Source organism: Bradyrhizobium sp. STM 3561 (assembly GCF_045571455.1).
In the GTDB taxonomy this organism is placed as follows: Bacteria; Pseudomonadota; Alphaproteobacteria; order Rhizobiales; family Xanthobacteraceae; genus Bradyrhizobium; species Bradyrhizobium vignae.
This window is the reverse complement of record NZ_CP120696.1, coordinates 35798-56809: the sequence shown is the minus strand read 5'-3', so window position 1 is coordinate 56809 and position 21012 is coordinate 35798. Positions and strand designations below refer to the sequence as shown.

The window sequence follows — 21012 nt, the reverse complement described above, 5'->3', positions numbered from 1 at the left end:
TTCACTGGAGGCGCTCAATGGGCAAGAAACAATTCGCCGCTTTGCCGTTTCGTGTGGACAATTCCGAGTTGCACGTGATGCTGATCACGACACGGCGGAAGCGGCGGTGGAGTGTCCCGAAGGGATCGCCTATGCGCAACAAGGAGCCGCATCATACGGCTGCGCTGGAGGCGTGTGAAGAGGCCGGCCTGATCGGAGTCGTGGCAAAGCGCGCGCTTGGCAGCTTCAAGCATCGCAAGCGGAAGGGTGAGCGCAAGTGGACCTTGAACGTCGCAGTCTTTCCCATGAAGGTGCATGGTCAGGAGCGCTGGTGGCCGGAGAAGGGCGAGCGGGAGGCTATCCGGGTCCCGGCGGAAACGGCCGCCCGTCTGGTGCACAAGGCGCAGCTTCGTCGATTGATCAACCGCTTCGCGGCGCAGACCGGGAAGAGCACGCCCATCCTGGCGGGGTGAGAGGCACCCCTGTTATAGGAACGCGCCGCCTGCACATTCATTCCCTTTGGATGAACAAGCCATTAGCAGGACTCGTCGCTGAGCAGCAGTCGCCGCATGACGTGCTTGCCGCTGCCATCCGGCGGCGCCGCGCCATCCTGTTCGTCGGCGCCGGAGTCTCGATGGCGGTGGGATTGCCATCGTGGCACGCTGATCGAGCATCTGCTGGATGATCTAGGTCTCGAAGGCGACGTCATCGAGGGAATGCACGGCGGATATCAGATGCTGGCGGAGTATTACCGGTTAAAGCGCGGCGGCATCGGCCCGCTCCGCAGCTGGCTCGACCGCAACTGGCGCGTCGATCCAAACAGGATCGCGACGTCAGAGCTCCACCGGACTATTGTCGAGCTCGACTTTCCCGTCATCTACACGACGAACTACGACTGCAATCTCGAGACTGCCTTCGATGTGCTGCAAAAGCCCTACGCGAAGATCAGCAATGCGAAGGAGATCGCGAGTGCGGCGACCGGCGTCACCCACATCATCAAGTTTCATGGCGACTTCGACGATGATGCCTCGCTGGTCCTGACCGAGACCGACTTCCTCAACCGCCTCGCGTTCGACTCTCCGCTCGACGTCCGTTTTCGCGCTGATGCCCTGGGAAGCACTCTGCTGTTCATCGGATACAGCATGTCGGATCCGAACATACGGCTGCTGCTGCACCGGATCTGGCAGACATGGGAGGAGTCCGGGCATCGCCAAGATCGGCCGAAATCCTTTGTGTTCGTCGCGCAGCGCAACCCGGTGCAGGAGGCCGTGCTGGCGAATTGGGGAATCACGACGATTGCGCCGCCGGAGGGAATGGCTGCCGACGAAGGTCTCAACCGCTTCCTGCTGGATATCCGCCAACGTCTGGCATAAAGCCGTGTTGCTCCGCGGTGGGATTCATGGCCGGCGGACGCTGCAGATTCCATTTGGAATGCAGGTCATCGTCGCGGCCTGTTGCATGTCCAGAAGCCCTGCCTGCCATCGCTGCGCCATGGCTGTTGCCGAGAGGTCGAAGGATTTTTCTGGTCCGGCTTCCTCGGCGCCGGGGCGGTAGCTGAGGAGAAAGAGGGCGTCGTCGCGGTCGAGATTCTGCAACTTGGCGCGAAGCTTGCGGGCTTCCAGGGCAAGGCGAAGGCGCAGAAAAGTCTGGTTGCCGAAGGTCAGATCGCTTTTTCGCTCGGCCGCGGCTTCGAGGCCGTCGGGGACCTTCCCGTCGCGCGCAAACAGGTCGATGACGTAGAGGCGCAGCGAGCCTGCGGTTTCCAGGACCGGATCGAACGGCGCGTTCAGCGAGAAACCGCCGTCACAGAGCCATCTGCCGGCGATCTGCACCGGGGCGAATTCGGGGAGGAAGCCGCAACTGGCCAGGATGTGATCCATCTCGATCCTGGCTGAAACAGAGTCGAACAGGACAGCGTCGCCGCTTTCGACATCGGTGGCGCAGATGGTGATGCGGGGATCGCCGCTGTTGAGGCGTCCGAAATCAATCAGGCCCTTAGGCGTTCGCGCGTCGGGCCGAGATCGTAGAGACCGCCGAAGTGAGATGCCGGGATCGGCAGGCGTGGATGAAAGAAACCAGCCTGGCCAAACAGGCGCGTGTTGATGGCATTAAGCCACGCAAACGGATGCCGGCTGATATTCGGCCCATGGGACGGACCGCCTGCGGCATGCCAGTAGCTGCGCAAATTCTGCAGTCGATCGGCATGGGGGCTCTCGGCGACTAATGCCGCCGTGATCGCGCCCGCCGATGAACCGGTTACCCAATCGAGCGGCAGGGACAGGCTGGCGAACGCTTCGAAGGCACCGCCGTGGTAGGCGCCAAGCCCCAGGCCCCCGGCGAAGACGATGGCCGTGAGAGGTTGGTCCGCACCCATGTCGATTGAACGTCGCGCACGCATCGGCGTTCCAACATGCCGATCCGGCACGCAGGCGCGCGAATAGAGCGATCCGTTAACCTGTGTGAAGCCGCTGGGTGCAGATCTCCTCTAGGGTGAGGCCCGCGTCAGCTCGAACGGAATCAGGATGCCCGAACAGTCTGCCAGCCTGCGAAACTTCACCATTAATTTTGGTCCTCAACATCCCGCGGCGCATGGCGTGCTGCGGCTCGTCCTCGAGCTCGATGGCGAAGTCGTCGCCCGCGTCGATCCCCATATCGGATTGCTGCACCGAGGCACCGAGAAGCTGATCGAGGCCAAACCATATCTTCAGGCCATCCCCTATTTCGACCGGCTCGACTACGTCGCTCCGCTGACCCAGGAGCATGCCTTCTGCCTTGCGATCGAAAGACTGATCGGCATCGAAGTGCCGCGGCGCGGGCAGCTCATCAGGGTGCTCTATCACGAGATCAGCCGCATCCTGTCGCACCTGCTCAACGTCACGACCCAGGCCATGGACGTTGGCGCTTTGACGCCTCCGCTGTGGGGCTTCGAAGAGCGCGAGAAGCTCATGGTGTTCTACGAACGCGCGTCCGGCAGCCGTATGCATGCGAACTATTTTCGACCTGGCGGCGTTCACCAGGATCTCCCTCCGAAGCTCATCGATGACATCGAGGCCTGGTGCGATCCGTTCCTGCGTGTTGTCGACGATCTCGACCGGTTGCTCTCGCTTAACCGCATCTTCAAGGCGCGCAACGTCGATATTGGCAGGGTCACGCTGGAGCAGGCGTGGGCGTGGGGGTTCTCGGGCGTCATGGTGCGCGGCTCTGGAGCCGCCTGGGACCTGCGAAAGGCCCAGCCCTATGACTGCTATGCCGAGATGGACTTCGACATCCCCATCGGCAGGAACGGCGATTGCTACGACCGATATCTCATCCGCATGGAAGAAATGCGGCAGTCAGTCCGCATCATGAAGCAGTGCATCGCCAAGCTGAAGTCTCCAGGCGGAGGCGGCCCGGTTCTCGTGCAGGACAACAAGGTCGCGCCGCCACGGCGCGGCGAGATGAAGCGCTCGATGGAGGCCCTCATCCATCATTTCAAGCTCTACACCGAAGGCTTCCACGTTCCCGCCGGCGAGATCTATGTCGCGGTCGAAGCTCCCAAGGGCGAGTTCGGCGTCTTCCTGGTCTCGGACGGCACGAATAAAGCCTATAAATGCAAGATCAGGTCGCCGGGCTTTGCGCACCTCCAGGCGATGGACTTTCTCTGCAGGGGGCACCTGCTCGCCGATGTTTCGGCGATTCTGGGTTCATTGGACATCGTGTTCGGCGAGGTCGATCGGTGAGAGTCGTGTAACATTAGACCCCAGGTCTTTACTCAGTGCCATGTCGAATAGATCGCTTTGACCTTTACTTGGACACGATATCACCTGAAGCTGTCTCCAATCCTAAGGACACCGGTGTTGCGAAACGCTCCCGCGCCGTCTTCGGCTCGTCATTCCTCGCAGTGAAATTGCCGATCTCCGTCGAGGTCCTTAGCCATTTCGTCACGTCGCCGATTGCTTCCCGCGGCGAGCGGCCGAACTTCCTTAAGCTGCGGAAATATTCGAGCTGAAGATGCGCCGAGGTGCCTCGCTTCGGAATGGTTTTGAGATGCTGGATGTCGTCTTCGACGCCGAGATGCTCGATATCGGGCGCCAGCGTGGCGGTCACTGCGTCCAGCCAGCTTCTGAACGAGATCGGCTCCAACGACACGAGATCGATGTAGGTGCCATCGGTCCCGTAGCGCTGCGCCCGCCAGCGGTTTTCCTCGATCAGCGCGCGGTGGACTGCCGAATGGTTCGCATTCAGATCGGGATGATGGACGGCGTGCCTGACTAGCGCACGAAACAGCGCCGCGATCGCGACCGAGTCCGCAATCGCCGTGCAACAGTCGGTGATACGCAGCTCGAGGGTGGGGTGCTGGAGGGATGGCCGCAAGGCCCACCAGACATAGGTTGCGTTAGGGACGATGCCAGCGTCGACCAATGTCTTCACGTAAGTCTCGTATTCGGCGAGGTTGCGAAACATCTCGGGAAAGCCGGTCCGGGGCAGGGCGTCGTTGGCGGCATTGCGGTAGCCCAGCAACCCCGTTGGGTAGCCACACCAGAACGGTGAGGAGGTCGACAGCGCCAGCAGGAGCGGGAGGAACGGTACCAGTCGGTGCATGATCTCGACCCGCAGATCAGGCTCCGGCACCTCGACATGAACATGTAGCCCGCTGATGGGGTTGCCGAGACCGACCATCCCGAGATCGCTGATAACCTTACTGTAACGGCGCTTGCGCGTCATGCGCTGCTGCTGCGGCTGCGCCAGCGGGTGCGTGCCGGCGGCAATGATGCGGATACCGTGGTCCTTACCGACTTCGGCGAGGACGGAGCGGTAGCGCGCGAGCTCAGCCAAGGCATCGGCGGAATTGGTCAGCGGCGGAGTTGCGACCTCGATCTGCGATTGCAGTATCTCGGTGGTCAGTCGTTCGCCGAGGCGCTTCTGAGCTGCCGTCATATAGGCCTTCGGCAGCTCGGACCGAGGGGCTGCGGATTGCCGGTTGACCAGGAAGTATTCCTCCTCGATGCCGAAGCGGTAGCGGTGCATAGCCCTAAGCTGTCCCCTTTGTCTTTGCGTACAGGCTAGCCGCATCTCCGAAGGCGGAAAGGATCCGCGCTGATGCGTGATCTGTGCTTGCCCAATAGTCGGGATGAAACAGCGTGCCGAGCGCAAAAGCGCCGGCGCCTGCGACGCTAACGGCCTCTATCGAGCCATCCTCCGCCACCGCTTCCGCGATGAGCCCCGGTGCGAGATCCTTGATCAGGAAGCTGTGCAGGGAGTTCACAGTGATGGCGTCTGCGCCGCAGACCTGTTGCAAGCCCCCCCCTTTGCGCAGCCTCACCTTTTGCCGCAGCCGGTAGCGCGCATCTTCATTGTCCGCATCGGGCGTGCCGTGGCGCTGGTCTTCGGGCAGGCCATCTGGCTCCTTCGCCAACGTACCGCCAAAAGTTACGTTCAGCTCCTGGATGCCGCGGCAGACAAAGAGTGCGGGAATGCCCCGTGCCAGCGCGCGCGGGATCAGATGCAGCGCTACTTCGTCGCGGAATTCATCGAATGGGCCGTCGCGAGCCTCGTCAACCGTTTGGCCGTAACGGGATGGATGAACGTTGGTCTGCCCGCCGCCCACGAAGAGACCGTCAAGACCATCGAGATAGGCGTCGATGTCGGCTTCGCGAGACGCGGGCAGGATCCGCGGCACGGCTCCGGCGACGAGCCCGATGGCATTCACGCAAATCATCGCAACTGACGACAGATGCTCGCCGCGTGCAACCATCGTGTCGGAGAGAATGCCCACCTGCGGCGCGCCAGTGCGCGCTTGCCACTGCCGGGACGAGGCGCGCTGTCGCCACTGCTGGAGCCCGTAGGCCACCGCATCCGCGGCGCTGCCGAATTGATGAATCGCAGCCTTGAGCTCCCTGACGTTTGTTCCCAAGCGAAGCGCCCATTTAGTGCAGGCGGCGGGGTCGTGCGGATCGATTGTGGGACGGGGCTCGTGCAAATGTCTCGGCTGCCTCTATTCGTGCGTCTGTGCTTTGTAAAACAGCAATTGTGCAGAATGGTTGCTCCGCTTCGATATCGACTGCCAGCTACTAACATTTGTTATGAAGTGGTTGCATCCTCGCTTCAGATAAAGCGGTCGCCTAAGATTAACCTGTGTTGTGGGGGCCTAGTGCCCAATTGCATATCCTCATCAAATCAAGAAAAGGAAATGCTATGGGGGTGAAGCGCAGGCGGATCAGGCAGACAACTTCTCTGGAGCACCGCTTGGTTGGATTCGCGGAGCTCATGAGGAGTAAGCTGACCGCCAAACCGGTCGGCACTGAGAAGAACGAATTTCTCAAGAAGGTCCGCAACCCAGAGCAAGCCTTGGAAATCGAGCGAGAGCTTCGGCAATCGCAGTGAAGTTCACTAGGGCGGATGTAACCCAGTGAGCCAGAAGGCCTCTGGTCCGACCCCGGAGGCCTTCTTCTAGTGCCCAAGTTAAAGCGCATTACGTCGGCGGGGTCGATTACATCAGCGGCGTCAATCCGTTGCAAATGTTGAGGCGGATCGATGCGGCGTCTGCCGCGCGCTTTGCATGCGAGATGCCGCCGCCGGGCCAGCTCCGCCTGCATCGGGCACCAGCTCGCGCTGCCACAGCGCCGACCCCGCTCCTTGGGCATAAATTCGCAGACCGAGGTGCAGGCCAGGGTCGCGGCTATACCTTGTGGGGAACGGCGACATCATCAAAACGTGCGGCAAGCGTCTCCAACGCAGCTCGCATCTTAGGCCCATGCATCGCAGCGCCGTGGCCTGTAATGACGATCTCCGGCGCAAGCGCCGCCAACTCCCGCACGGACTCCTTCGCGCTCTTCCAATCCGGCGTGAAATACATCGGCGGTCCATGCATCTCAGGCGCCTGCGTCGCCGCTGAATAGACCGATTCCTGCCGTGTGGTGATGAATGCGTCGCCCGCGATCAAGACGCGGTCGCGCTCTCGCCAGAGCGAGACGTGTCCTGGCGTATGACCCGGCGTGTGAATCCACTGCCACTCCGGCATGAACGGCACGTTGTGATCGCTGGGAAGATCGTAGAGGCGTGATGCGACATTGACGGGCCGGGTGGGAAACAGCGGCGAGATCAATGCGAGCAGGCCTCCGCCGACGCCAGGATTTGCCGGCGGGTAAGCGCGCGTTCCGTCCAGATAGGGATGCTCGGCCGCATGCGCATAGACCGGTACGTCCCTTCCTTGGCCAACGTCTCGAGCACGCCGACGTGGTCGAAATGACCATGCGTCAAGATGATGCAGGCGGGACGACCGCTGCCACCGAACCGTGCGCTTGCCGCGGAGCGGATCGCCCGGGCAGATCCCGCAATGCCCGCATCGACCAGTACCCAATTTCCGTCGCCGGCATGCTCGAAGCCGACGAAAATGACGTTGACGATGGCCAATTGCCGGTAGGCGACATCGGCTACAATCTGCCTTGTGTCGTCATTTCGATCGAGATCGAAGCCGGCCTGTTCGGCTTCTGCGCTGGAAGAAAGAGGGATCTGCGTCATGTCCTGCCTGCAGCTATCGTTCGATCGTGCCCGTCCGCCGGATCTTCTGTTGAAGCAACATCACGCCATAGAGCAGAGCCTCGGCAGTCGGCGGACAGCCCGGAACGTAGATATCGACGGGTACGATGCGGTCGCAGCCGCGCACGACGGAATAGGAGTAGTGATAGTAGCCGCCGCCGTTGGCGCAGGAGCCCATTGAAATGACGTAGCGAGGCTCCGGCATCTGGTCGTAGATCTTGCGGAAGGCGGGCGCCATCTTGTTGGTCAACGTGCCCGCCACGATGATGACGTCGGATTGCCGCGGCGACGCTCGCGGTGCGAAGCCGAAGCGCTCCGCGTCATAGCGCGGCATCGACATCTGCATCATCTCGACGGCACAGCAGGCGAGCCCGAACGTCATCCACATCAGCGATCCGGTGCGGGCCCAGGTGATCAGCTCCTCCGCCGTGGCGGTGAAAAACCCCTTGTCGGCGAGATCATCGCGAATTTGCATGAAGTACGGATCTGACGAATTCGCTGGCGCGCCGTTGCCAGGTCGCCTCAGATCGTGGGGAATATCGGTCTGCGGAGGAGCGTTACTCATTGGGCCCTCGGGACGCCGTCGGCTCAAACGAAAAGTCAGCCGGCGGAGAACAGGCGTTCTACAGGAGCGTTCCTGCATGGGCCTATGTGTTTGATGTTCGGTTATCGCATGTTAAGCGCTTGTCCTGTTTCGGAAAGGCGGAAGCTAAAAGGCGGATTGTGCGGCTTTGGAACGATCACTGCGGGCCGCCGTTGCGCAAGGAAACAGTCAAAAGGAGGACAGTACATGACGAATGCCGCGCGCGACACATTCGTGGTTGGACTACGCAATGCACATGCGATGGAGGTGCAGGCGAGGGAGTTGATGGAAAGGCAGTCGGAACGGCTGGACGAGTATCCGGAGGTCAAGGCGAAGCTTGCAGCTCACCTTGAGGAGACCAACGAGCAGCTGAAACGGCTCGAGCGGTGCCTGGAATTCTGCCGCGAGAGCACGTCCAGCCTCAAGGACACCGCGCAGTCAGTCATGGCCAACATGCAGGCGATGGCCCACTCGGCTGCCAATGACGAAATCCTCAAGAATACCTTCGCGAACAATGCATTCGAGAACTTCGAGATCGCGGCCTACAAGTCGCTCATTGCGCTCTGCGGCGCCGCCGGAGTCAGCGAGGCCAAGGCGGAACTGGAGGCATCTTTGAAGGAAGAGCAGCGTATGGCGACGTGGATCGACTCAAACGTCGAGAAGGTGACGATGGAGTTTCTGGCCCATCAGCGGCATGCGGCATCGTAGGAGGGGAGCACCAGATCGCCGGTTTGCCTTGCACCGATCAAGATGTCGTCGCTTGCGGCCGGCCAGGATCCTCTTCGGTCCACAAGATCTCACCCGCCGCATTGCTTCTCCCAGGCGACATGAACGCTGGCATGTCTTGGCTCCGCAGGGCAACCGCCGCCTTGATGACGCATCGACGTTTGCATGCCATGGCGATAGCTCCTGCTCCGTAGCGGGCACCAGCTGGGCCCGTCCGCGAGCCTCTCCAAAATGAGGAATATTCACCACTGCGTCAGATTGGTTAGCAGTCCAACCACCCAGGAGGGAGCTCCGCATGCCTGCGACCGGGCGAGCGAGCAGGGGGCTGCCGGTTGAAGGAGGCGGATACAGAGACGCGAGACTGGCGAAAGAACAATAGACAGTCGTTTTTAAGAGACCTCCTTTCGTCTCTTATTTCTGGATACTTCTGTGAGCGTACTCGACTTTATTCTCGGCAGACGGTTAGCCAATCGCGAGTTCAGCGAGCGGAAAATCGGGGCCTTCGAAGGGGTGCCGGCGATGGGACTGGACGGGCTTGGCTCGTCCGCATATGGACCCGAAGCCGCGCTTTCGATCCTGATCCCACTGGGAGCAGGTGCGACATCCTATACCGGCTGGGTCATGTTGCCGATAGTGGCCCTGTTGGCGATTCTTTTTGCTTCCTACTGGCAGACCATCCGCGCCTATCCCAGCAACGGCGGCGCGTACATCGTCGCGAGAGACAATCTCGCACGAACGCCAGTCTCCTGGCTGCGGCTGCGCTGATGGTGGATTATGTCCTCAACGTCTCGGTTGGGATTGCCGCAGGGGTGGGCGCCTTGGTATCCGCCGCGCCTGCGCTGCATCCATATATCCTTCCTCTTTGTTTGGCCATCCTCGCCATAGTCAGCTTGGTCAACCTGCGCGGCACCTTGGATGCCGGACGCGTGTTCGCATTGCCGGCTTACCTGTTCGTTGTGAGCTTCGGCTGTGTTATTGGTCTCGGAATTTATCGAGCGCTCTCGTCCGGCGGTCATCCACAAGCCATCGTGCCGCCGCCACCAATGGGAGAGTCGACGGAGGCGGCGACGCTATGGTTGCTTTTGCGCGCCTTCGCCAGCGGCTGCACCGCGATGACTGGCGTCGAAGCTGTCTCTAACGGCATGACGGCCTTCCGGGAGCCCGCAGTGAAATACGGGCATCGAACTCTGACTGCCATCGTCGGCATTCTGGGCATTCTTCTGCTTGGGATCGCGTTTCTCGCTCGCGCCTATGGGATCGCTGCGATGTCTCAAGAACAAGACGGATATCGCAGCGTCCTCTCTCAGATCTCAGCCGCGGTGGTGGGGGAAGGCGTTCTCTATTACACGACAATCGGATCGCTCCTCTGCGTGCTGGCCTTTTCAGCCAATACCAGCTTCGTAGATTTCCCTCGCCTCTGCCGGGTCGTCGCCGAAGATGGATTTCTGCCAAAATCATTCGCCATCGCAGGCCGCAGGCTGGTCTTTGACGTCGGAATCCTCTACCTGGCAGTGACGTCCGGAATTCTGTTGATTGCATTCGGAGGGATTACCGACAGGTTGATCCCGCTCTTTGCGATCGGTGCTTTCCTGACGTTCACGATGTCCCAAGCTGGGATGGTTTGGCATTGGCGCAGGAGCATAGCAGCCGGACATTCAACCAGGGAAAACAAGACCCATCTTGCCGTGAACACGGTGGGAGCGCTCACGACAGGCCTAGCTCTGATTGTCATCGTGGCTGCAAAATTTCTTGAAGGGGCCTGGATTACAATTCTGGTGCTTCCGATCGTCATCGTTTTGCTCAAGGGCATACGAAGCTATTACGATCGGCTTTTCGACGAGCTTCGTGCCGCTGCGCCCATCGAGCTAAGCACGTTGAGCGCACCCATTGCCGTGGTCGCGTTCGAGAGCTGGACCAAGCTAAGCGAAAATGCCCTCACCTTCGCAATGAGCATCTCGCCGAACGTGACAGCGATCCATCTTCTGAAGCTATCTGGGCCGGATCAGGAAGAAGAGCGGCGGAGACTTGAGGAGCGCTGGCGGACTCAACTGGAAGAGCCTCTGAGCCGGGCAGGGATGTCGCCGCCCCGTCTCGTAATACTGCAATCCCAGTATCGAAACCTGCAGGTCCCCATGGTCAAGTTGATCAACGAGATCAAAACCGACCATCCGGGCAAGCGCATTGCAGTCTTGATTCCAGACGTGGTGAAGGATCGCTGGTACCAGCACCTTCTGCATACGCATCGGGCGGCCCGTCTGCGCTCACGACTCCTCCGAATGGGAGATGAAGACCTGACGGTGATCAATGTACCGCTTCGCATACGGCATGGAGCGAAACACGATCCCCGGAGTAAATGCACTGCGCAAGCCAGCGCGGTTCGCCGTCGGCCGACAAGCAGAAGTGGTGGGCGACCCGAAGTGGCGAGCTAGAGGTACCAGGCGAGCTTTTCAAAGGGCCGTCCAGCTGGTGCGACCCGTACGTCAGTGACAACCAGGCTTGACCTCGGTTGGCGAAGCCGGCCCAAGCCCGCTCCAAACGAACCTGCGCACGTGCGAGGTCCCCAAAGCCAGGGCCGTTCCCAGGCGCCGAGGCGTAACAAGAGGCGGCTGATCTTGGCCCCGTCTAGAACGAACGACCCCAGGCCTGGACGTTGGTCCAGGGCTGGGGCCGCTCAGGCTATCCACGGGAGAGCCTCATGCGTCGAAAACGCATGCAAAGCCAAGTCTCGCCTTGAACCATCGTTCCTATGGTTTGATCCCTTGGATATTCGAGCGCCGTCCGGGGTGCGAAGTAGGCCAGCCAGGCGCTTCACGTGAGGTGTGCGCCATCGGCAACTACTTCACGGCGCGGATCTTGGTAATGCGATGGCCTTCGACCAAGCTTTCGTAGTCGCGACGTCCAGCACGACTTTTTGGGATCGAAGCGTACTCGCCACCGCCGACTTCGGCGGCGATGCCGGGGCGACGTCGTCGCGATCGGGAAGGACGGCGTATCCCATTTCCAATTGCCGGACCGGCGTGGGCGTCGCCTTCGACACCGTGGCCTTCCACCAGAACGATCTGATCCCGTGGCGGCTTTCTGAAGTGGTGACCGCGATCGGCAGCCACCGCAATCACCCTTCCCTCGCGCGAAAGGTCGAGCGCGTGCGACATCAGGCAGCGCGGGCGAGCGAGCGCCGCTTCTGGTGCAGGTAGCGCGTGATCTCGGGAAGCGTCATCGCATTCAGGATGCGGTCAGCGGGGACGCCGCCCTTGCGGGCCATCTCGACGCCCCAGTGCATGTGGTCGAGCTCAGGAATCGAGTGCGCGTCCGGATTGATGCTCAGCATGCAGCCAAATTCGAGGGCCGCCTGGTGCCAACGCCAATCGAGGTCGAGCCGCCATGGGTGGGCGTTGATCTCCACGACAACGTCATGCTTGGCGCAGGCCCGCAGCACCTTCTCGACGTCGATTTCGTAGCCCGGCCGCCGCTGAAGCTGCCGCCCCGTCATGTGGCCAATGATCGTCGTGTGAGGATCTGAAATGGCCCGCAGCAGGCGCTGGGTCTGCGCCTTGCGGTCCAGCTTGAAACGGCCGTGGATGCTGGCGACGACGAAGTCGAAACGTTCAAGCACCTCATCGTCATAGTCGAGCGACCCATCCACCAGAATGTCGGACTCGATGCCTTTCAAGATCCGGAAATCATTGCCGAAGCGCTCGTTCAGCCGGTCGGCTTCCAGGTGCTGCTGCCGAATCTCCTCGACCGACAGACCTCCGGCATAGTGCGCAGACCTGGAATGGTCGGCGACCCCGAAGTACTCGAAGCCGCGCTGGCGCGTTGCCTTCGCCATGGTCTCCAGAGTCTCCGTCCCATCGGAAGCATCGGTGTGGCAGTGCAGGATTCCGCGCAGGTCCTTGTCGGTGACCAGCTTCGGCAACTTGCCCTTCAAGGCCAGCTCGACCTCGTCGCGGCCTTCCCTTAGCTCGGGATCGATGAAGGGCAGCCCGAGAGCCTGGTAGATGTCAGCCTCCTCGCCGGCGATCAGTGCGCGGCCCTTGTGCAGGCCGTGAGCGTCCAACCGCATGCCCTTCTCGGCGGCCAAGGCTTGGAGTTGCGCGATGTGAGCGGCGGAGCCGGTGGCGAAGAGAAGGGCCGCGCCGAAATGTTTGCGGTCGGACACCCGGACTTGCAGTCCTTCGGACGATGTCATCGCTGTCTTGTCTGATTTGTCAGACTCCGCAACGATGGCGAGGTCGGCGACGAGCTCGCAGCCTCGACGGAAATCGCCGGCGATCGTCACGCGCTTGAGTTCGGGCCGAGCCCTCCGGATGGAGTTCTTCGCGTGCGCGAGCAGGGCGGCGGCGCGGTGCAGGTGGAGGCGGCCTTCTGCGCTCTTGGCGATGGCGAGGTTCTGCAGGATCTTGCTCTGCAGCGCGGCACCGAGTCCCTTCGCCTTCTTGATGCGATCGTCCTTGGCGGCGGCCTCCAGTTCCGCGAGCGAGGCAATACCGAGATCCCTGTAGAGCCGCAGCACCTTCTCGGGTCGCAATCCCGGTACAGAAAGCAGCTCGAGCACGCCAGCTGGTATTTCGGTCCTGAGCTTTTCCAGGCTGGGATGGGTGCCCGTCTTGTAAAGTTTAGCGATGATGTCGGCGATCGCATCGCCGACGCCCGGGATCTCCGTAAGACGATCTTCGGCGATGAGCACGTCCAGAGGAACGACCAGAGACGCCAGGCTGTCAGCGGCCCGAGAGTAGGCTTTCGCCCGGTAGGGATTGCCGCCTCGCAAGGCGGTGCGCTGCGCGTACTCTCGCAGGAGACTTGCTACACCGCGAGCGTCGAGCGAAGGCATCAGCGAGCCTCCCGGTCCACGCTGTGCGGCGGCGCCGGAGTAGGGCGGCCCGCGCGGTTACTTCGCCGTCGATCGAGAGAGCGCTCGAGCTTCTGAGCTACACGGAAATCGTCCAGGTGGTGGATATTGGGACCGTAGGCCGCCTCTTTCTTGAGGAGATTGAAGATCCGACCTGCCACCAGCTGCAGATGCTTCATCTTGCCACGCGGCATCGCTCTCGCTTTGCAGAGGGCGCGAACGGCGTAGGCGCGGAAGTAGTCGAATGCGTCTGACATGATGCCAGTCAACGCGGGCCGAGGTCCGGAGTTCGATGCGGGGGACCGGCCTTATTGGCACTGCAGTAAACACGGGCCGGGTCGCTCATATTGGAAAGCTTGAGAACCAGCGAGGCCGTAGGAACTCCTCGCCGCCTTCGAAGTTGCGAGACTCGTTGAGTAAGGTAGGAGACTGCCCGCCGCCGGCCCCAACCCGGCGGCGGTTTTTTGTGAATTGCGTAGCGTGGCGATGCGTCCAAGAGCGACGCCTCCGTCGAGAAGCCAGCAGATGCCGGGGTTCATCAGCGCCCAACTGGCGGCCCTGAAGATGAACGCACCTCCGGATTGTACATGGACTCACGAAGTCAATACGATGGGTATCGCATCAAGCTCCGGATCAACGGCGACGGTTGCCGCCCTACGCCCGCAACGGCTATAATTTGGTCAGCAGATTCTCGACAATCGCTGCCGCCTTCGATATTGAGGGACAAGCCATCGTCGACGGCGAAGTCGTCGTCACCCATGAGGGCCGCACCGATTTCACCGAGCTGCAGGCAGACCTCGGCAGAGGCGACCAGGACCGCTCGATCTACTTTGCCCTCGATCTGCTATGGTTCGAGGCAATGATTGCTAACCAGGAGCTGTCCACACGTGGCCCCAATCTCGATCTGGCCATGACTTACGCGCGACATCGCGATCTGAAAGCAGGATCACCGTCTCACGCGCCATGCGCCGCCATGATCGCCCCCGTGTTGCCAAGGGACAGGACTACGAAGTTCATATCAGGTGTCATTCGGTCCACGATATTGACCCACCGTCCAATTTGGGAGTCGATTGGCAGCCAGGAACGTGCGTCGCAACTGTGAATTGCTCCTCAGAGGACGGTTCACATGCTGCAAAACCTCCAGACCAGAACAATCGCCAAGGTCACCAGACGTCTCGTGCCGTTTCTCGTGGTTTGCTATTTTGTTGCCTATCTAGATCGGGTGAATGTGGGGTTTGCCGCGCTCACCATGAACGCGGATCTCGGATTGTCCCAGACGGCGTTCGGGTTCGGAGCCGGCATCTTCTTTATCGCCTATTTCATCTTCGAAGTGCCGTCCAACCTGTTGCTCGAACGTCTAGGTGCGCGCACATGGATTGCCCGCATCATGCTCAGCTGGGGCATCCTATCAGGATTGATGGCATGCCTTCCCTGGATCGCACGCGTCTCCGGACTTGGCAATGAGAATAGTTTCTATCTCTTGCGCGTGTTGCTCGGTGCGGCGGAGGCTGGCTTCTTTCCAGGGATCATCTTTTATCTCACTCTTTGGTTCCCGGCGGAGTATCGCGCCAGGATCGTCGGATATTTCATGGCTGCCATCCCACTCTCGACCGTGATCGGCGCGCCGGTTTCAGGGCTCCTGCTCTATCTCCACGGCGGCTTTGGCCTTGCCGGGTGGCAATGGCTTTTTCTGATCGAAGCGATACCCGCGATTATCCTGGCCGTGGTCGTGTTCTTCTACCTAACCGATCGCCCGCAAGACGCCGGCTGGTTGGCAAGCGACGAACGGGAATGGCTCAGCCAGCGGCTTATGGCCGAACGTCGCAGCCGGGAGGCTGTGCGCATGTACACGGTAGCCGAAGCCTTATTTGATTCGCGCGTAATCGGTCTCAGTCTAGTCTACTTTGGTGCGGTCGCGACCAATTACGGGCTCAGCTTTTTTCTGCCGCAAATCGTCAAGGCATTCGGGTTCAATACTTTTCTGACCACGCTTGTCTCTGCAGTCCCCTACGTTGTTGGCGTGATCGCCATGATCTGGTGGGGAAGACGGTCGGATTGGGCTGCGGAGCGGCGCTATCATGCGGCGATCCCCCTGTTCATGGCATCTGCCGGACTCGTAGGAGCTGCTTTTTTAGGTAATCCAAGCCTGAAAATGCTGGCCTTCTGTTTTGCCGGCTTTGGCATCTTCGCTTGCCTGCCGGTGTTCTGGACATTGCCGACGGCCTTCTTGTCCGGAGCAGCGGCCGCCGCCGGCATTGCCGTGATCAACTCCATAGGGAATCTAGCGGGCTTCGCCGGCCCCTTCGCGATGGGCTGGCTCAGAGACCACACGGGCAGCTATAGAGACGGCTTCTGCTGCTCGCCGGTCTGGGCATAATCGCAATGGGAATTGTACTCGGAATTTCGCATGACGATACAGTCGAACGGTCGCAGTCGTCGGCCCATGAGTGAAGCCCTTCTCAGCTTGTTGCGCACCAGACGTTCGTCGCTACCAACTCCTCATTTCCTTGCGTTCAGAAGTTGGTCGGGCATGCGGAGGTACTGAGAGATTGCTCGGACGCAGATCGAGGAGTTCTACGCCCTTGGAGTACTGTGGCAGGCGTGGAAGGCTGTGGTTAGGCAGTCAAAGGCCTGCTGGTGAGCAAAGTTTTCTCCGGAGGCGCTGTGCGCGATCGCGGCACTTTACGCGATTCGGCCGGTAGCGTTCGCTACCCTCACGCACGCTCAGCAGGCTCTCTCAGTGCGGCAAAGCGAACGAGATAACCTGATCGCTTACTTTAGGAAGAAGAATAGAGTTTCCGCCGACAACGAAGGTGACGTATTCCTTGCCGTTGTAATTATAGATGGCGGGCATGGAGACTGCTGGTGCATCTACCAGGCTGCTCCACAAGACTGCGCCAGTTTTCAAGTCAAGTGCGCGCACGCGGGAATCCATGGAAGCGCCTATAAAGATCAAGCCTGATTGGGTGATGGCGGGTGCTCCGATTGTAACTGAACCCCATGATTCCGGCATGTAGAACCCGTACTTTTGAACCTCGCCGAACGGCTCGTTCCACAAGCGCTCACCTGTCTTGAGATCGTAAGCCGCGATCGTCCCATAAGGTGGTTTCCAGCAAGGCATACCGGCCCAGTTGAGGAAGGTTTCGAGCTGAAATCCATAAGGTGCACCCTCCTGAGGATAATACCCCGAGCTTTCTCCGTGTTGCGCCTGCTTTTGGAACTCCTGGCGCTTGATAAGCCGGTAAATCTGCACAACGCTGCTTGAATTCACCACAAAGACGCCGGTGCGCGGATCGACTGCACCGCCACCCCATTCGGTACCTCCGGTCGTCGGTGGGTACGTGATGGTGCCTTGCAAACTCGGGGGCGTGAACCGGCCCTCGTATCGCAGCTTCTTGGCCTCTCTGCTGCACGCCCCGAAGCTGATCCAATCCGCGAGCGGAAACACGCCCGGCCATTCATCAGGGATCGTGGGAGCCGGCGTGGCCACGTAGGGCTGGGTGGGGGAGGCCTCTTCGCCCGGAACGTCAGATTTCGGCACCGGCCGTTCTTCAATGGGATAGATCGGCTCGCCAGTCTCGCGGTTGAGAACGAACAGGAAGCCCTGCTTCGTCGTCTGCACGAGGGCTGGTATCTTCTTTCCGTGCTTCTCGACGTCCACAAGGGTCGGGGCTGCGTTCGTGTCGAGATCCCAGATGTCATGATGTACCAGTTGACGGCTCCAGACGACCTTTCCAGTTTCGGCGTCTAGGGCGGTCACTGACGTCGCGAGTGGAATCTTCTCCTTCCGATCTCCGCCGTAAAAGTTCGGACTGGGCGAGCTCACCGGTACGAAGAGAATGCCCCTTTCGGGGTCTATCGACATCGATGCCCAGACATTCGCCGTTCCGCTATGCTTGGCGGTCTCGGGGGCGAGGGCGTGGAAAGTCCATTTCAGCTTTCCGCTGCGCGCGTCCAATGCGAATAGAGTGCCGGGCGGTGCTTCCTCGTTCGCCCAGTCCTTTCCGGCCCAGCCGAGATAGAGGGTATCGTGATAAACGGTCGGCGGCTGCAAGAGCGACAGCGGCCATTTCGAGTTGACCGTGTTCCACTGATTGACGTCGACCATGCCATGCCGGCCGAAATCGGAGCAGGGTATGCCCGTATCGGCATCGACACCGTACAACTTCGCGTCCATCGTGCCGATATAGACCATCTTTTGGCACGGCACGCCCGCTTGCACGTTCTCGGCCTGCCAATAGGCCACACCGCGGTTCTTCAGATCCGGTTGCGTGAGCGCCTTAAGAACGGCGTGCGGGTCGAATTTCCATTTCTGCGTTCCCGTGCCGGGATCGAGCGCGATGATCTTGTAAAATGGTGTTCCGACATAGAGCGTGTTGTTGACGAAGAGCGGCGTGGCCGACCACACAGACATGGGCTTGTCGCCGCTGCCATCCGAGACGTCACCCGTGTGGTATTCCCAGGCCTTCTGCAGTTTTTTGACATTGTCTGGCGTGATCTGGCCAGCATCCGAGAATTTCTGGGCCTTCAGGTCGCCGTTGAATGTGGCCCACGTGTTTGGCGCGCTCATCCATTTGTCGGGCTGCCGGCGTGAGCTCTCTACCGCCGCGGACGCGTTAGAGGGGCCTTCGTCGGCCGCCCCTTGGGCGGCAGGAGTATTGATCGTGCCGCCGCTTGGGGTGGTCGTTGTGGTTTCTGCCGCGCCATCCGGAGACGGGGCGTTCGCAGAGCCGTGTGTCGCCTGGCCGGGCTGCCGGTCCTGTCCAGAGCCGCTGCCAATTCCCTGCGGTTGGCCTCCTTGCTGATCAGCAGATGCTCCCACCGCGGCGCCCCCGACTTGAGCCTTTGCGAGGGTCAACGGGACCGTTGAGACCAAGATCGAAGCAGTGAAGACAAGAGCTAATCCCTCGTGCTTTTTCATGTGGTCCTCCCTACGGCGTGCCGCGTCAAATCGTCTTCAACCAGACCCGTGACGACATAAATGAGCCAACCAACCAGGCAGACCGCCATGAAGGCCACGAGGGGGAATGTCTCCAGGAAGTAGGCTGCAAACCCTGTGCCGACGAGATCGAACAACGTCAGGGCAGACAGGGCGACCAGAAGCCATCGCTGCTTGCGTTTCCTCAGGGCGAGTATCACCGAGGCCACGACTAGAAGCGCCGTCATGACGAGCACGAGATAGGCGCCTGCCGAATGGGCGATCCCATTGCCCTCATCGAAAGCGGCGACTGCTGCGGCGATGCAACCAGCGATGCTGCCGGCCAGCAGCAGCCAAAGCCCATACTGCTTGGACGGAGTCGGTGTTTGCGTCATATCATATCCCTCAGTTTCTCTCGTCCGTCGGCGGCGTGATCTTCAATCGGGCAGAACAAAACGCCGGAAGCGCGCGACTGCGGTCAAATCGGCATCCGGTAGCCGTAGAACTCGTGATCCTCGTTGTAGCCGCCCTGTCCTGCGCCGAGATGACTGAAGTCGCGAACGAACTCGATGGCTGCAATCCATTTAACCATCTTGAAGCCGAGCTCGTTCTCGCAGCGAAGCCGTAATGGGGCGCCATGCAAGACGCTCAAAGGCTCGCCGTTCATTTCGTAAGCGAGAATGGTCAGGCGGTGTCGCATGTTGAAAAGTTCATGGACATCGTAGTAGCGGCCGCCGTCCGATCCATCCGCCAACGAGTAGAAGACGGCATAGCGGGCCCCAGCCAAGGGTTTCACGAGCTCGAGGATATCGCTCATAGGAACGCCGCCCCACTCGGCAACGCCCGACCAGCCTTGAATGCAGAAATGAGTGGTGATCTGCTGCTGCTTTCGCATGCTCTTGAGATCGGCTAACGAGAATTCGCGGGGTGTCTCCACCATTCCATCAACGCGCATCCGGTAATCGGCGAATTTACCTGCGAGTAGACGCTCGTATTCAGCCGAACTCGGCATAGTGCCGTTCGGCCAAAGATGCGGAGAGATCTCGGCCTCTTTCAACTCCGCGGTCGGTTCCCACCACTCGGACAACCCTTTCATCCAGCCGACGATGAGCCGCCCCGTCTTTTGCACCAGACGGGCGTGCGTGATGGTGAACGGCGAGGCGGCCCACCAGGCCAAGCCGACCGCCACCAGCGCTAGTACGAACATCGGAAAGCCGATCCATCCACGGCTGTTTACTCCGGCGAACATGTGGTTCGTGTTCTCCCGGAGGCCGGTGATGAACACCATGATGCCATGCGCGAGTATGAACAATACGAACCACATGAATGAAATGAAGTGAATGGAACGGGCGACCTGCCGGTTCAGAATTGAGCCGAGCAAACCCAAGCGGTTGGATATTGCGGGGCTCTGCAATAATCCCGTGATAATCGAGACCGGTGCGGCGATAAAGACCGTCACAAAGTAGCTGAGTTGCTGCAGCCCGTTGTATCGAGTCCAGCTGGATTCCGTAGGGAAGTTTAGCGACGCGTATTGGATCGCCGTCGACAACGCATTCGGCAAAACATCCCACGTTACGGGAACAAGTCTCAGCCACTGGTCCGTGCTAAAAAGCATAATGTAGAACACGAGGCCGTTCAGAACCCAGAGAAGATCGACCGAGAAGTGCCACCAACGGGCGAGTCCGATTGTGTGGCGTAGCCCAGGAATTCCCAGCCATCCGGGGAGTGTTACGGCGTCGTCCTTTGCCGTCCAGATCCGGCCCTTCGGAACGGGGTGTTGAAACCGAAACCACTCTGTGCCGGGCGTACAGTCTCGATTCCAGTAGAGGCGGGGATGGTCGGCCAGGATTTGGATGCCGGCTCGCATGATCAGCATCATGAAAAGCATATTGAGAAAGTGCTGCAGCTGCAGCCACCAGGGGAAGCCGGTATCGACGGATGGTGCGTTCTGCGCGATGCCGGGATATCGCTTGATGAAATCTTGGACCGACGAGAGCTCCCGCAGGTTTTGGGCCAAAGCTATCAGCAGGACTAATGCCGCAGCTCCAATTGGAAGGACCCAGAGAAGATTCACCCACCGCTGACCGAAGCGAATGTGCGGAATGATCCCTACCCGCGGCGGCAGCCAATTTGTAAGAACAATTCGATCGTCGGCCGAACTCAAGGTGGGAGCCATTGCTCCATCTTGAGGTGATTTGATTCTGACGGAGTCTTGCATTTGCGGTTTCTTACGGTCTTTTGGAGCCGCGCGGCGTTACATCGAGCTAGTTGCAACCGAAGCTGAAGCGAACTGTCACGCCAGCGGGTGATTTGAGCAGACGTTCTCATCCGAATTCTTTGGGAATTCGAACAGCAGTGCGGTCCAAATCCGCACTGCATTTTCGACGAGTGCGCACGGTGCAAATCCTGTAGTGGCGCGCCAATCAGGAACACAATCAC

General features: G+C 60.2%; 18 protein-coding genes and 4 pseudogenes. 10 read left to right on the top strand and 12 right to left on the bottom strand.

Annotated elements, in window-relative coordinates:
- Positions 1-17 precede the first annotated feature (17 nt).
- Positions 18-452 (top strand): NUDIX hydrolase, encoded by a 435-nt coding sequence (locus tag P6U28_RS39645; protein ID WP_407123404.1) that lies wholly within the window; start codon positions 18-20, stop codon positions 450-452.
- A 50-nt stretch (positions 453-502) separates the two neighbouring features.
- Positions 503-1352: pseudogene (locus tag P6U28_RS39640) on the top strand (SIR2 family NAD-dependent protein deacylase).
- A 24-nt stretch (positions 1353-1376) separates the two neighbouring features.
- Here the strand turns inward: P6U28_RS39640 and P6U28_RS39635 are convergent.
- Together P6U28_RS39635 and P6U28_RS39630 are read right to left on the bottom strand one after the other, a co-directional pair.
- Positions 1377-1859 (bottom strand): hypothetical protein, encoded by a 483-nt coding sequence (locus tag P6U28_RS39635; RefSeq protein ID WP_407123403.1) that lies wholly within the window; start codon positions 1857-1859, stop codon positions 1377-1379.
- Positions 1860-1966: 107 nt separating this feature from the next.
- Positions 1967-2377 (bottom strand): patatin-like phospholipase family protein, encoded by a 411-nt coding sequence (locus P6U28_RS39630; protein WP_407123402.1) that lies wholly within the window; start codon positions 2375-2377, stop codon positions 1967-1969.
- Positions 2378-2501: 124 nt separating this feature from the next.
- Between P6U28_RS39630 and P6U28_RS39625 the strand changes: the two genes are divergently transcribed.
- Positions 2502-3698, top strand: coding sequence for an NADH-quinone oxidoreductase subunit D (locus tag P6U28_RS39625; RefSeq protein ID WP_407123401.1), 1197 nt, complete (start codon positions 2502-2504; stop codon positions 3696-3698).
- 64 nt (positions 3699-3762) lie between these two features.
- On the opposite strand, the gene P6U28_RS39620 is transcribed toward P6U28_RS39625, so the two are convergent.
- The 3 genes and pseudogenes from P6U28_RS39620 to P6U28_RS39610 all read right to left on the bottom strand — a co-directional run.
- Positions 3763-4986 (bottom strand): carboxylate-amine ligase, encoded by a 1224-nt coding sequence (locus P6U28_RS39620; RefSeq protein ID WP_407123400.1) that lies wholly within the window; start codon positions 4984-4986, stop codon positions 3763-3765.
- A gap of 4 nt (positions 4987-4990) precedes the next feature.
- Positions 4991-5734 carry a gamma-glutamyl-gamma-aminobutyrate hydrolase family protein gene (locus P6U28_RS39615; protein ID WP_407123499.1) on the bottom strand — a complete coding sequence of 248 codons (744 nt, stop codon included), beginning with the start codon at positions 5732-5734 and terminating at the stop codon, positions 4991-4993.
- Between the two features lie 81 nt (positions 5735-5815).
- Positions 5816-5938: pseudogene (locus P6U28_RS39610) on the bottom strand (DUF3606 domain-containing protein); the annotation flags it as partial.
- A gap of 215 nt (positions 5939-6153) precedes the next feature.
- Between P6U28_RS39610 and P6U28_RS39605 the strand changes: the two are divergent.
- The gene (locus P6U28_RS39605; protein WP_407123399.1) at positions 6154-6342 is read left to right on the top strand and encodes a hypothetical protein; all 189 of its coding nucleotides are present in this window, start codon (positions 6154-6156) and stop codon (positions 6340-6342) included.
- A gap of 295 nt (positions 6343-6637) precedes the next feature.
- Here the strand turns inward: P6U28_RS39605 and P6U28_RS39600 are convergent.
- Positions 6638-7479: pseudogene (locus tag P6U28_RS39600) on the bottom strand (MBL fold metallo-hydrolase).
- Positions 7480-7492: 13 nt separating this feature from the next.
- On the bottom strand, positions 7493-8062 hold the full coding sequence (locus P6U28_RS39595; protein WP_407123398.1) for a NuoB/complex I 20 kDa subunit family protein: 570 nt from the start codon (positions 8060-8062) through the stop codon (positions 7493-7495).
- 225 nt (positions 8063-8287) lie between these two features.
- On the opposite strand from P6U28_RS39595, the gene P6U28_RS39590 reads away from it, so the two are divergent.
- The 4 genes from P6U28_RS39590 (at position 8288) to P6U28_RS39575 (ending at position 12000) form a co-directional block, all read left to right on the top strand.
- The gene (locus tag P6U28_RS39590; RefSeq protein WP_407123498.1) at positions 8288-8788 is read left to right on the top strand and encodes a ferritin-like domain-containing protein; all 501 of its coding nucleotides are present in this window, start codon (positions 8288-8290) and stop codon (positions 8786-8788) included.
- A gap of 447 nt (positions 8789-9235) precedes the next feature.
- Complete coding sequence (locus P6U28_RS39585; RefSeq protein ID WP_407123397.1) at positions 9236-9571, top strand: hypothetical protein; 336 nt, start codon at positions 9236-9238, stop codon at positions 9569-9571.
- Positions 9571-11235: an APC family permease gene (locus tag P6U28_RS39580; RefSeq protein WP_407123396.1), complete on the top strand. Its 1665-nt coding sequence runs from the start codon at positions 9571-9573 to the stop codon at positions 11233-11235. Before P6U28_RS39585 ends, P6U28_RS39580 begins: the two co-directional genes overlap by 1 nt.
- A 435-nt stretch (positions 11236-11670) precedes the next feature.
- On the top strand, positions 11671-12000 hold the full coding sequence (locus tag P6U28_RS39575; RefSeq protein ID WP_407123395.1) for a hypothetical protein: 330 nt from the start codon (positions 11671-11673) through the stop codon (positions 11998-12000).
- On the opposite strand, the gene P6U28_RS39570 is transcribed toward P6U28_RS39575, so the two are convergent.
- Together P6U28_RS39570 and P6U28_RS39565 are read right to left on the bottom strand one after the other, a co-directional pair.
- Positions 11958-13637, bottom strand: coding sequence for a helix-hairpin-helix domain-containing protein (locus P6U28_RS39570; RefSeq protein WP_407123394.1), 1680 nt, complete (start codon positions 13635-13637; stop codon positions 11958-11960). The genes P6U28_RS39575 and P6U28_RS39570 overlap by 43 nt on opposite strands.
- Entirely contained in the window at positions 13637-13912 is a 276-nt protein-coding gene (locus P6U28_RS39565; RefSeq protein WP_407123393.1) for a hypothetical protein, read from the bottom strand. Before P6U28_RS39565 ends, P6U28_RS39570 begins: the two co-directional genes overlap by 1 nt.
- Before the next feature lie 389 nt (positions 13913-14301).
- Here P6U28_RS39565 and P6U28_RS39560 point away from each other — a divergent pair, with 389 nt between their 5' ends.
- Both P6U28_RS39560 and P6U28_RS39555 read left to right on the top strand, forming a co-directional pair.
- Positions 14302-14757, top strand: coding sequence for a hypothetical protein (locus tag P6U28_RS39560; RefSeq protein WP_407123392.1), 456 nt, complete (start codon positions 14302-14304; stop codon positions 14755-14757).
- 24 nt (positions 14758-14781) lie between these two features.
- Positions 14782-16106: pseudogene (locus P6U28_RS39555) on the top strand (MFS transporter).
- Positions 16107-16392: 286 nt separating this feature from the next.
- Here the strand turns inward: P6U28_RS39555 and P6U28_RS39550 are convergent.
- The 3 genes from P6U28_RS39550 to P6U28_RS39540 all read right to left on the bottom strand — a co-directional run bounded on the left by P6U28_RS39550 (position 16393) and on the right by P6U28_RS39540 (position 20749).
- Complete coding sequence (locus P6U28_RS39550; protein ID WP_407123391.1) at positions 16393-18576, bottom strand: PQQ-binding-like beta-propeller repeat protein; 2184 nt, start codon at positions 18574-18576, stop codon at positions 16393-16395.
- The gene (locus P6U28_RS39545; RefSeq protein WP_407123390.1) at positions 18573-18968 is read right to left on the bottom strand and encodes a hypothetical protein; all 396 of its coding nucleotides are present in this window, start codon (positions 18966-18968) and stop codon (positions 18573-18575) included. Before P6U28_RS39545 ends, P6U28_RS39550 begins: the two co-directional genes overlap by 4 nt.
- Positions 18969-19051: 83 nt before the next feature.
- Positions 19052-20749, bottom strand: a complete 1698-nt coding sequence (locus P6U28_RS39540; RefSeq protein ID WP_407123389.1) for a molybdopterin-dependent oxidoreductase — start codon at positions 20747-20749, stop codon at positions 19052-19054.
- Positions 20750-21012: the final 263 nt, after the last annotated feature.

Excerpts from the sequence above, each read along its gene's own strand:
- P6U28_RS39645 (WP_407123404.1), top strand. The coding sequence starts at position 18 with ATGGGCAAGAAACAATTCGCCGCTTTGCCGTTTCGTGTGGACAATTCC.
- P6U28_RS39635 (WP_407123403.1), bottom strand. The coding sequence starts at position 1,859 with ATGGATCACATCCTGGCCAGTTGCGGCTTCCTCCCCGAATTCGCCCCG.
- P6U28_RS39630 (WP_407123402.1), bottom strand. The coding sequence starts at position 2,377 with ATGCGTGCGCGACGTTCAATCGACATGGGTGCGGACCAACCTCTCACG.
- P6U28_RS39625 (WP_407123401.1), top strand. The coding sequence starts at position 2,502 with ATGCCCGAACAGTCTGCCAGCCTGCGAAACTTCACCATTAATTTTGGT.
- P6U28_RS39620 (WP_407123400.1), bottom strand. The coding sequence starts at position 4,986 with ATGCACCGCTACCGCTTCGGCATCGAGGAGGAATACTTCCTGGTCAAC.
- P6U28_RS39605 (WP_407123399.1), top strand. The coding sequence starts at position 6,154 with ATGGGGGTGAAGCGCAGGCGGATCAGGCAGACAACTTCTCTGGAGCAC.
- P6U28_RS39595 (WP_407123398.1), bottom strand. The coding sequence starts at position 8,062 with ATGAGTAACGCTCCTCCGCAGACCGATATTCCCCACGATCTGAGGCGA.
- P6U28_RS39590 (WP_407123498.1), top strand. The coding sequence starts at position 8,288 with ATGACGAATGCCGCGCGCGACACATTCGTGGTTGGACTACGCAATGCA.
- P6U28_RS39580 (WP_407123396.1), top strand. The coding sequence starts at position 9,571 with ATGGTGGATTATGTCCTCAACGTCTCGGTTGGGATTGCCGCAGGGGTG.
- P6U28_RS39575 (WP_407123395.1), top strand. The coding sequence starts at position 11,671 with ATGGCCTTCGACCAAGCTTTCGTAGTCGCGACGTCCAGCACGACTTTT.
- P6U28_RS39570 (WP_407123394.1), bottom strand. The coding sequence starts at position 13,637 with ATGCCTTCGCTCGACGCTCGCGGTGTAGCAAGTCTCCTGCGAGAGTAC.
- P6U28_RS39565 (WP_407123393.1), bottom strand. The coding sequence starts at position 13,912 with ATGTCAGACGCATTCGACTACTTCCGCGCCTACGCCGTTCGCGCCCTC.
- P6U28_RS39550 (WP_407123391.1), bottom strand. The coding sequence starts at position 18,576 with ATGAAAAAGCACGAGGGATTAGCTCTTGTCTTCACTGCTTCGATCTTG.
- P6U28_RS39545 (WP_407123390.1), bottom strand. The coding sequence starts at position 18,968 with ATGACGCAAACACCGACTCCGTCCAAGCAGTATGGGCTTTGGCTGCTG.
- P6U28_RS39540 (WP_407123389.1), bottom strand. The coding sequence starts at position 20,749 with ATGGCTCCCACCTTGAGTTCGGCCGACGATCGAATTGTTCTTACAAAT.